Origin of the sequence: Brevundimonas diminuta ATCC 11568, assembly GCF_000204035.1 — a bacterium.
GTDB classification, from domain to species: Bacteria; Pseudomonadota; Alphaproteobacteria; order Caulobacterales; family Caulobacteraceae; genus Brevundimonas; species Brevundimonas diminuta.
In genome coordinates this window covers 2,221,048-2,229,475 of sequence record NZ_GL883086.1, presented here as the reverse complement: position 1 = coordinate 2,229,475, position 8,428 = coordinate 2,221,048, and the positions used below count along the sequence as shown (strand labels likewise).

Genomic DNA, 8,428 nt, shown 5'->3' with positions numbered 1-8,428 from the left:
GGGGACGGTGCCAGTGGACCCGGCGGCGATGACCGGGGCCTGAGGCGGGCGGGCATCCCACGCCTCGGCCAGACGACGCAGCAGGGTCGCGCGGCGCCAGGCGGGGTCGACCAGGCCCAGCGCCTCCAGCCGTTTCGGCCAGGCGTCGACGGCGAGGCCGAGGAAGCGCGCGCTCTCGCGCCAGTGCTCGGCCAGATCCTGTTCCGCCAGCGTCGCGACGCGCGACAGATCTGAGACTTCCTCGAGTTGGCAGGAATCAAGGAAGGCGCCCAGCGCATCGGCCATTTCGAGGGCGCGCAGGGGCTTCATCCCCGGCTCGAAATCCTCGGCGATCATGCGCGCCATCTCGAAGCGGCGCGTCAGAGGGGCGATGGCGGGCGGCAGGTCCAGACCCAGTTCGCCGGGGGCGAAGGGCGGCTCGTCTTCTTCCAGATCGCCGAGCGGGCGGACCTGAGGCAGCAGAACGGGGCGCTCGCCCGCCAGCTTGCCCAGGGCGAAGGAGAAGGCGCGGGCGGCGCGGCGGTTGGGCAGCAGGATGGTGGCGTCGGTCAGGGTCTCGGGCGGGGCGTCGCCCAACCAGTCCAGCACCCCCGCCGCCAGGTCTTCGAGGAAGGGCCGCCAGGCGGGCACGGCGCGCCATCGCGGGCCGTCACCCGAGAAAGGATCGAAGCGCCCCCCCGTCATGGTCAGATCTCCGCCTTCAGCCGCGCCTCGGCTTCATCGCGCGCCTGCGGGTCGCCGACGTGCATCCAGTCGCCGTCGAGCACGCAGCCGAACAGGCGACCCTCGGCGGCCGAGGCGCGCCACAGGGGGCTGAGCGAGAAGGGGCCGTCGGGGCCCTGGTCGGCGTAGTCCGGCCGGGTGATGTGGACGCCCATATAGGCGTAGGGCGCGCTGGCGGCCTCGCCCCGGAAGGTCAGGGCGCCGTCGTCGCCGAGGAAGAAGTCGCCGCCGCCCTCGAAGCCGATGGAGCCTTCGCGCCGGGCCAGCAGCAGGGCGGCGTCCATGCGCGCGGGATTCCATAGGCGGATCAGGTCGCCCAGAGCGTCGCCCCGGTCGATCCACACGCTGTCGATATTGGCCACGAACACCGGACCGTCGCCCAGCAGGGGGCGGGCCTTCTTCAGCCCGCCGCCGGTCTCCAGCAGTTCGGCGCGCTCGTCAGAGATGCGGATGCTCGGCCGCGTGCGGGCGGCCAGATGGCTTTCCAGCCGGTCGGCGAACCAGTGGACGTTGACCACGACGTCGGTCACGCCCGCCTCGGCCAGCCGGTCGAGCACATGGTCGATCAGCGCCTTGCCGCCGACCTCGACCAGAGCCTTGGGCCGGTCGTTGGTGAGCGGGCGCATCCGCGTGCCGAGCCCGGCGGCCAGGACCATGGCGGTGGGGGGGGCGGTCATCGACGCACTTCCTTCGGCGCGTGGCGGTCCATCCAGGCGGCGACGGCTTCGAGACCGGGCGCCGTCAGATTGGCGTTCAGGTGCGCCCACATGCGCGGCATAAAGGCGGCGTAGCGGGGCTTGCCGTCGCGGGCGATCAGGCGGGCGAAGATCCCGAGAATGCGCGCCTCGTTCAGGGCGGCCAGACCGGCGTAGGACGCCATGAAGGCCTCGCGGTCGGTCTCGGGGCGCAGGGCGAAATAATGCTCGAGCGCCAGAGCCTCCAGTTCGGGCGCCACGTCGCGGCGGGCATCCTGCAGCAGGGAGTGCAGATCCCATGACGGGTGGGCCTTCACCGCATCCTGGAAGTCGATCATCCCGACCGAGGCGGCGCCGGTCCTGCCGTCCAGCCGGATCAGGTTCTCGGCGTGATAGTCGCGGTGGGCCATGACGGAGGCGCCCGCCTCGCCCGCCGTCGTGATCGGCGCCCAAGCGGCGCGCCATTCGGCGACGGCGGCGTCGTCGAAGCTGAGCGAGGGGATCAGCTTGGGCAGCCATTCGACGAAGAGGTCGGCCCCGCCTTGCAGCGCCGTCTGGTCATAGGTCAGCAGGGGCCAGTCGCCCGCTGCGCCCGTCAGCGTCTCGGGCGTCGGGGCGGCGTGCAGGACGGCGAGCGCCTCGACGGCGGCGCGATAGAGGGGGGCGGGGTCGGCGCCGTCCTCAATGACGCGGGCGAACAGGGCGTCGCCGAAATCCTCGATCACGGCCAGGCCGTTGGGGGCGTCGACGGCGACGATCTCGGGCGCCGACAGGCCGAGCGACTTCAGGTGGGCGGCGACGGCGGCGAAGGCCTCGATGCGTCCGGCCGACAGGCGGGCGACGGCGTTCCAGCCGTGCGCGTGGCGCTGGTCCGGCGTCCATGACGGATCGCAGGGGCGGCTCTCGGCGGCGGGGGCCTGATCCATCAGCATCAGGAAGGCGCCGGACGGCGTGGTCAGCCGCTCGTATCGGCGTGTCGAGGCGTCGCCGGGCAGGGGCGCGCGGACGGCCCCGGCCAGCCCGGCCGAGCGCAGAAAATCGAGACGGAGGGCTTCGCGGTCAGACATGGAGTTCCTTCAGTTTCGCTTCCCACGAGCCTGCGCCGGAAACGGTCGCAACTCTTCCAGAGAGGCCCCTATCGCCGCCCTCGCGGAGGGCGGCTGCTTGAGGGGCGGGTTCCGAGATTTCGATGATCAACCGGTCGGGGCCGAGCATCCGGCCGGGATCGTCGCCCAGGCGTTCGGGCCATTCGATCAGGGCGCAGCCTTCGTCCAGCGCCTCGTCCAGTCCGACCTCGAAGGCCTCCTCGGGCCGGGTCAGGCGATAGAGGTCGAAATGGGCGATGGGCGGATCGCTCTCATAGAACTGGACCAGGGTGAAGGTCGGCGACGGCACGTCCTCGTCGGGGCGCGTCAGGGCGCGGATCAGGCCCCGCGCCAGCGTCGACTTGCCCATGCCCAGCGGGCCGTAGAGCAGGACGGCCTCGCCCGGTTCCAGCAGGGGGGCGATGGCTTCGCCGAGGCGGGTGGTGGCGTCGGCGTCGGGAAGGTCGAAAGTCGTCATGCGGAGGGCATCAGGCGAAGGTCGCGTCAGGATCGGCGGCCAGGGTCCGCTCGACGAAGGTTTTCAGTTTCAGGGTGGCGGCCTGGGCGTCGACGTCCAGGGCCAGCGGCGGGATGGGGCGGCCGACGATCAGGTCGAAGGCGCGGCCCTTCTTGTTCAGCAGTTCGTGGAAGAGGGTGATGTCGCGCAACTCTTGCGACACCTTGTCGAACAGGTGGAACAGGCGGCTGGTCGGACCGGCGACGTGGATCGGGATCACCGGCGCCTCGTACTTGCGGGCGAGCGAAGCGGCGGTGGCGGCCCAGTCGGGGTCGGTCAGCAAGCCGTCCCGGCCGACGCGGGCCAGACGCCCGGCCGGGAACATGACGACGCAGCGTTCGGCCTCGAACGCTTCCTTGGCGGCCTGGAGGGTGGCGCGGGTCTTTTCGCGCGTGCGCTTGGCCGTGACCCATTCGACGGGGACGACGGTCTCCGACAGGCGGGGCGAGACGCGCAGGGCGTCGGCGTTGGCGAAATAGATCAGGTCGTTGCGCACCGTGCGCAGGGCGTCGTGCACGGCCAGGCCGTCGGCGATGCCGGTCGGGTGGTTGCACACCACCAGGCAGCGGCCAGACGCAGGCAGGCGGTCCAGGTGCGCCGTCCGCACTGTCAGTTCCAGCAGGTCGGAAACATAGTCGAGCGCCTGTCGCCCGCCCATGGGGCCGATGGCGTCGGCCATGCGCCGCGCCTTGGCGTAGTCGAGCAGGCTGTAGAGGGCGGGCCGCGCCAAAGGCCAGGCGCTTGATCCCGTCAGCCGGGGCGCGCGCTCGGCGATCAGGACGTCGACAATGTGCGGAGCCGGACTCATCGCCTGCTTGTCGCCGAGGCGGCGGCGGCGGGCAAGCGCCATCCAGCTTGGCTAGGACCGGATCGCCGCCTATGCAGGAAGCCTGACCATTCTTTTGGGGGAGTGTAGCGTAATGACCCGATCACACTGGATGACGGCGGCGGCCGTCCAGATGCTGTTGCTGGCGGGCGGCTTGGCCGCGACGCCGGTTTCGGCCCAGGAAGCGCCGGCCGCAGCGGTTGCGCCGGCTCAGGCCGAGGCCTCGGACCGCCTCGGGCTGAAGGATCTGGCGATGATGGAGCGGGTCGGCGATCCGCGCGTCTCGCCCGACGGCCGTCGCGTCATCTACGCCGTCACCCGGACGGACTGGGAGGGCAACCGCAACCTGACCGGCCTGTGGATGGTCGACGTCGACGGCGCGACGGCGCCGCGTCGCCTGCCGATCTCAGAGGGCGGCGTCTCGGGCGCGCGCTGGGCGCCGGACGGACAGTCGATCTATTTCCTGTCGCCGCGCGGCGGGTCGAACCAGGTGTGGCGGACGGACCGCGAGGGCATGGCGGCGGCCCAGGTGACGACCCTGCCGGTGTCCCTGTCGGGTTTCCGCTTCACGCCGGACGGCAAGGCCCTGGTGCTGGGCGTGTCGGTCTATACGGACTGCGAGACCCTGGACTGCACCAAGGACCGCCTGGCCGAACGGGCCAAGTCGACCCAGCAGGTCTATGACCGGATGCCGCTGCGGGTGTTCGACCGCTGGGCCGACGGACGCCAGAGCCACATCTTCCTGCAGCCGCTGAACGGCTCGGGCTTCGCCGAGGGTCAGCCGCGCGACCTGACCGCCGGACTGGACGGCGACGTCAGCGTCGGCGAGGGCGGGTTGACGATCGCGCGCGACGGGCGCGCCTTCATCTATGCGGCGCGCAAGCAGGCGGACCGCGCCGCCTTCACCAACGACAGCGACCTGTATCGCCTGAGCCTGGACGGCGGCGCGCCGGTCAATCTGACCGAGGGCCATTCGGGACCGGACGGGGCGCCCGCCCTGTCGCCCGACGGACGCCGTCTGGCCTGGCTGGCGGCCCCGCGCGAGAACGTCGGCGGCGATCAGCCGGTGGTCATGGTGGCCGATGCGAACGGCGCGAACGCCCGCGCCCTGACCAATTGGGATCGCGGCCCCAGCGGCCTGACCTGGCGTTCGGACGGGCGGGCGCTCTATGTTACGGCCGCCGACGAGGGCCAGAACCGCCTGTTCGAGATCGACGCCCGCACCGGCGCGGTGAAGGCCCTGACCGACATCGGCTCGGTCGGCGATTTCGACGAGGTCGGCGGCGTCCTGGCCTACGCCCATGAGAGCTTCACGGCCCCGACGCAGGTCTTCATCGCTCGGAACGGCCAGGCCGCGCGCCAGGTCACCCAGCACAACGCCGAACTGCTGGCCCGCATCGACCTGCCGCGCCCTGAGGAGATCCGCTTCCCCGGCTGGAACGACGAGACGGCGCACGGCTGGGTGTTCAAGCCCGCGGGCTTCGTCGAGGGCCGCAAATATCCGGCCGTCTATCTGATCCACGGCGGGCCCAAGTCGCCCTGGACCGAGAGCTGGTCCTACCGCTGGAATCCGCAGGTCTATACGGCGGCGGGCTATGCGGTGGTGATGGTCAACTTCCACGGCTCGCCGGGCTACGGCCAGGCCTTCACCGACGCCATCAACGACCACTGGGGCGATCGTCCGCTGGAAGACCTGCAAAAGGGCTGGCAGGCGGCGCTGTCGGCCAATCCGTGGATCGACGGCGAACGCGCCTGCGCGCTGGGCGCCTCCTACGGCGGCTATATGGTCAATATGATCGCGGGCCAGTGGAACGAGCCGTGGCGCTGCCTGGTCAACCACGCCGGGGTGTTCGACGTGCCGCAGCTGATGAACGCCATGGACATCTCGACCTTCATCCATGAGTTCGGCGGCGCGACCTGGGATCGCAAGGCGGTCTATGACGCCCACAACCCCGAGACCTATGCGGGCGACTGGAAGAAGCCGATGCTGGTGCTGCACGGCTCCAAGGACTTCCGCGTGCCGATGGAGCAGGGGCTGGCGACCTTCTCGGCCCTGCAGCGGCTGAACATCCCCAGCCGCTTCGTCCATGTGCCGGACGAGAACCACTGGGTGCTGAAACCCCAGACCTGGGTCGAGTGGCAGCAGGAGATCCTGGACTGGACGGCCGACTGGACGAAGGAAGGTCAGTAAACCGCGAGCTGAACAGGAGACTTTGCGGGCGGCGCGCGGCGGTGTTAGGCCTTCGGCCAGACTTCACATCCGCATGAGGAGCGCCTGAATGCGCCGCCTGCCCCATCTCCTGTCCGGCCTCAGCGCCGCCGCCCTGCTGACCGCCACGGCCCTTCCGGCCCTGGCCGAGGGGACGCTCGCCGCTCCGGCCGCGGCGACGGCCCCAGCGACGACCCAGGCCCGCGCCGCCTTCACCTATCAGGACATGATCTCGGCCAACCGGCTGGGCGATCCTCAGGTGTCGCCGGACGGCGAGTGGGTGGTCTATGCCCTGACCCAGACGGACGTGGCGGCCAACAAGCGCTCCAGCGCCCTCTACATCCTGGGCCTGAAGGGCGAGGCGCAGCCGCAGAAGCTGGCGATTTCCGAAGGCGGCGCCAACACCGCCCGCTGGGGCGCCGACGGCAAGCTGTATTTCCTGTCGGGCCGTTCGGGCTCCAGCCAGGTCTGGGTCTCGGCCGACAAGGGCGCGACGGCGACGCAGGTCACGGCCCTGCCGACCGACGTCAACGCCTATCGCATCAATGGCGCGGGCGACGCCGTGGCCGTGTCGCTGGCCGTCTACCCGGACGCGGCCGACCTGAACGCCTCGGTCGCGCGCGGCAAGACCGAGGCCGAGCGCAAGTCGACCGGCCAGGTCTATGATCGCATGTTCGTGCGTCACTGGGATACGTGGAACGACCACACCCAGAACCACCTGTTCGTCCAGTCGATCGGCGCCGACGGCCAGGCGAGCGGCGAGCCGGTCTGGGTCACGAAAGGCTTCGACGGCGACACCCCGTCCAAGCCGTTCGGCGACGAGAGCGAGTTCACCTTCGCGCCTGACGGGCAATCGCTGGTCTTCTCCGCGCGCAAGGCCGGGAACAGCGAGCCGTGGAGCACCAACTTCGACCTTTACAGCGTCGCCGTCTCGGCACCCGGCCAACTGACCAATCTGACCGAGGCCAACCCGGCCTGGGACACCGGCCCGGTCTTCTCGCCCGATGGCCAGACCCTGGCCTACCGCGCCATGGCCCGACCGGGCTTCGAGGCTGACAAATATTCGATCTTCCTGCGCGACGTCGCCACCGGCCAGACCCGCCAGATCGCGGCCAACTGGGATCGCTCGGCCGATACGCTGCAATGGTCGAAGGACGGGAACACCCTCTATACGACGGCGGGCGACGTCGGTCAGACCCGCCTGTTCGCCATCGACGCGCGCAACGGGGTGGTGACGCCGCTGACGGGCGAAGGCCACGTCGGCGCCTTCCAGCAGACGCCCTCAGGCTTCGTCATGGCGGTCGACACCCTGACCTCGCCCAGCGACCTGTTCTTCAAGACCTATCGCGGCCGTGAAATGCCGCGCCGCCTGACCAACGTGAACCCGCAGCTGGCGGCCAAGGCCTTCGGCGAGGCCGAGCAGTTCAGCTTCCCCGGCTGGAACAATGAGACGGTCCACGGCTATGTCATCAAGCCGGCGAATTACGTCGAAGGACAGAAGTATCCGGTCGCCTTCCTGATCCATGGCGGGCCGCAGGGCTCGTTCGGCAACAGCTGGTCCTATCGCTGGAACCCCGAGACCTATGCGGGCGCGGGCTATGCGGTGGTGATGATCGATTTCCACGGCTCGACCGGTTACGGCCAGGAATTCACCGACGCCATCAGCCAGCACTGGGGCGACCGCCCGCTGGAAGACCTGCAGAAGGGCTGGGCCTTCGCCCAGTCGAAGTACGGCTTCCTGGACGGGAACAACGCCTGCGCGCTCGGCGCCTCCTACGGCGGCTATATGATCAACTGGATCGCGGGCAACTGGCCGGGCGAGTTCAAATGCCTGGTCAACCACGACGGCGTCTTCGACACCTTCGGCATGGGCTACGGCACCGAGGAGCTGTGGTTCACCGAGTGGGAATACGGCGGCACGCCGTGGGAGAATCCGGAAGGCTATCAGAAGTTCAACCCGGCCAACCACGTGCAGAACTGGCGCGACCCGATGCTGGTGATCCAGGGCGACCTCGATTTCCGCATCCCGACGTCTCAGGCCCTGTCGACCTTCACCGCCCTGCAACGGCGCGGGGTCGAGAGCCGCTTCGTCTTCTTCCCGGACGAGAACCACTGGGTGCTGAAGCCGGCCAACAGCCTGCAATGGCACAATGAGGTGTTCGGCTGGCTGGAAAAGCATCTGGCCAAGTAGGGCTCGGCCTGACTTCGGGGCGCGGTTCGACAGGGCCGCGCCCTTCGGCTTTCGGGGAGGCGGAATGACGAGACGAGGGCTTCTGGCGCCGCTGCTGGCGACCGTGGCGACGGCGGCCTGCGCGCCGTTGGTCGGCGAGGGCCTGACGCTGCCGACCCCGCTGGGGCCGCCCGGCTGGCGGA

6 protein-coding genes and 1 pseudogene are annotated in these 8,428 nt (G+C 70.0%); 2 read left to right on the top strand and 5 right to left on the bottom strand.

Annotated features, from left to right (window positions below):
* The 5 genes and pseudogenes from BDIM_RS18160 to BDIM_RS14700 form a co-directional block, all read right to left on the bottom strand.
* Positions 1-684, bottom strand: a pseudogene (locus BDIM_RS18160) (double-strand break repair protein AddB); the annotation flags it as partial.
* Positions 685-686: 2 nt separating this feature from the next.
* Positions 687-1,400: an N-acetylmuramate alpha-1-phosphate uridylyltransferase MurU gene (murU, locus tag BDIM_RS14715; RefSeq protein ID WP_040346339.1), complete on the bottom strand. Its 714-nt coding sequence runs from the start codon at positions 1,398-1,400 to the stop codon at positions 687-689.
* Complete coding sequence (gene amgK, locus BDIM_RS14710) at positions 1,397-2,485, bottom strand: N-acetylmuramate/N-acetylglucosamine kinase AmgK (protein ID WP_003166382.1); 1,089 nt, start codon at positions 2,483-2,485, stop codon at positions 1,397-1,399. Before amgK ends, murU begins: the two co-directional genes overlap by 4 nt.
* The gene (gene tsaE / locus BDIM_RS14705) at positions 2,478-2,981 is read right to left on the bottom strand and encodes a tRNA (adenosine(37)-N6)-threonylcarbamoyltransferase complex ATPase subunit type 1 TsaE (RefSeq protein WP_003166381.1); all 504 of its coding nucleotides are present in this window, start codon (positions 2,979-2,981) and stop codon (positions 2,478-2,480) included. Before tsaE ends, amgK begins: the two co-directional genes overlap by 8 nt.
* Before the next feature lie 10 nt (positions 2,982-2,991).
* The gene (locus BDIM_RS14700) at positions 2,992-3,870 is read right to left on the bottom strand and encodes a GNAT family N-acetyltransferase (protein ID WP_003166380.1); all 879 of its coding nucleotides are present in this window, start codon (positions 3,868-3,870) and stop codon (positions 2,992-2,994) included.
* Positions 3,871-3,940: 70 nt separating this feature from the next.
* On the opposite strand from BDIM_RS14700, the gene BDIM_RS14695 reads away from it, so the two are divergent.
* Together BDIM_RS14695 and BDIM_RS14690 are read left to right on the top strand one after the other, a co-directional pair.
* Positions 3,941-6,037: a dipeptidyl-peptidase 5 gene (locus tag BDIM_RS14695; RefSeq protein ID WP_003166379.1), complete on the top strand. Its 2,097-nt coding sequence runs from the start codon at positions 3,941-3,943 to the stop codon at positions 6,035-6,037.
* An 88-nt stretch (positions 6,038-6,125) separates the two neighbouring features.
* The gene (locus tag BDIM_RS14690; RefSeq protein WP_003166378.1) at positions 6,126-8,246 is read left to right on the top strand and encodes an alpha/beta hydrolase family protein; all 2,121 of its coding nucleotides are present in this window, start codon (positions 6,126-6,128) and stop codon (positions 8,244-8,246) included.
* Positions 8,247-8,428: the final 182 nt, after the last annotated feature.

What these genes read in the sequence shown, in the direction of transcription:
- murU (WP_040346339.1), bottom strand. Translation starts at nt 1,400, where the DNA reads ATGACCGCCCCCCCCACCGCCATGGTCCTGGCCGCCGGGCTCGGCACG.
- amgK (WP_003166382.1), bottom strand. Translation starts at nt 2,485, where the DNA reads ATGTCTGACCGCGAAGCCCTCCGTCTCGATTTTCTGCGCTCGGCCGGG.
- tsaE (WP_003166381.1), bottom strand. Translation starts at nt 2,981, where the DNA reads ATGACGACTTTCGACCTTCCCGACGCCGACGCCACCACCCGCCTCGGC.
- BDIM_RS14700 (WP_003166380.1), bottom strand. Translation starts at nt 3,870, where the DNA reads ATGGCGCTTGCCCGCCGCCGCCGCCTCGGCGACAAGCAGGCGATGAGT.
- BDIM_RS14695 (WP_003166379.1), top strand. Translation starts at nt 3,941, where the DNA reads ATGACCCGATCACACTGGATGACGGCGGCGGCCGTCCAGATGCTGTTG.
- BDIM_RS14690 (WP_003166378.1), top strand. Translation starts at nt 6,126, where the DNA reads ATGCGCCGCCTGCCCCATCTCCTGTCCGGCCTCAGCGCCGCCGCCCTG.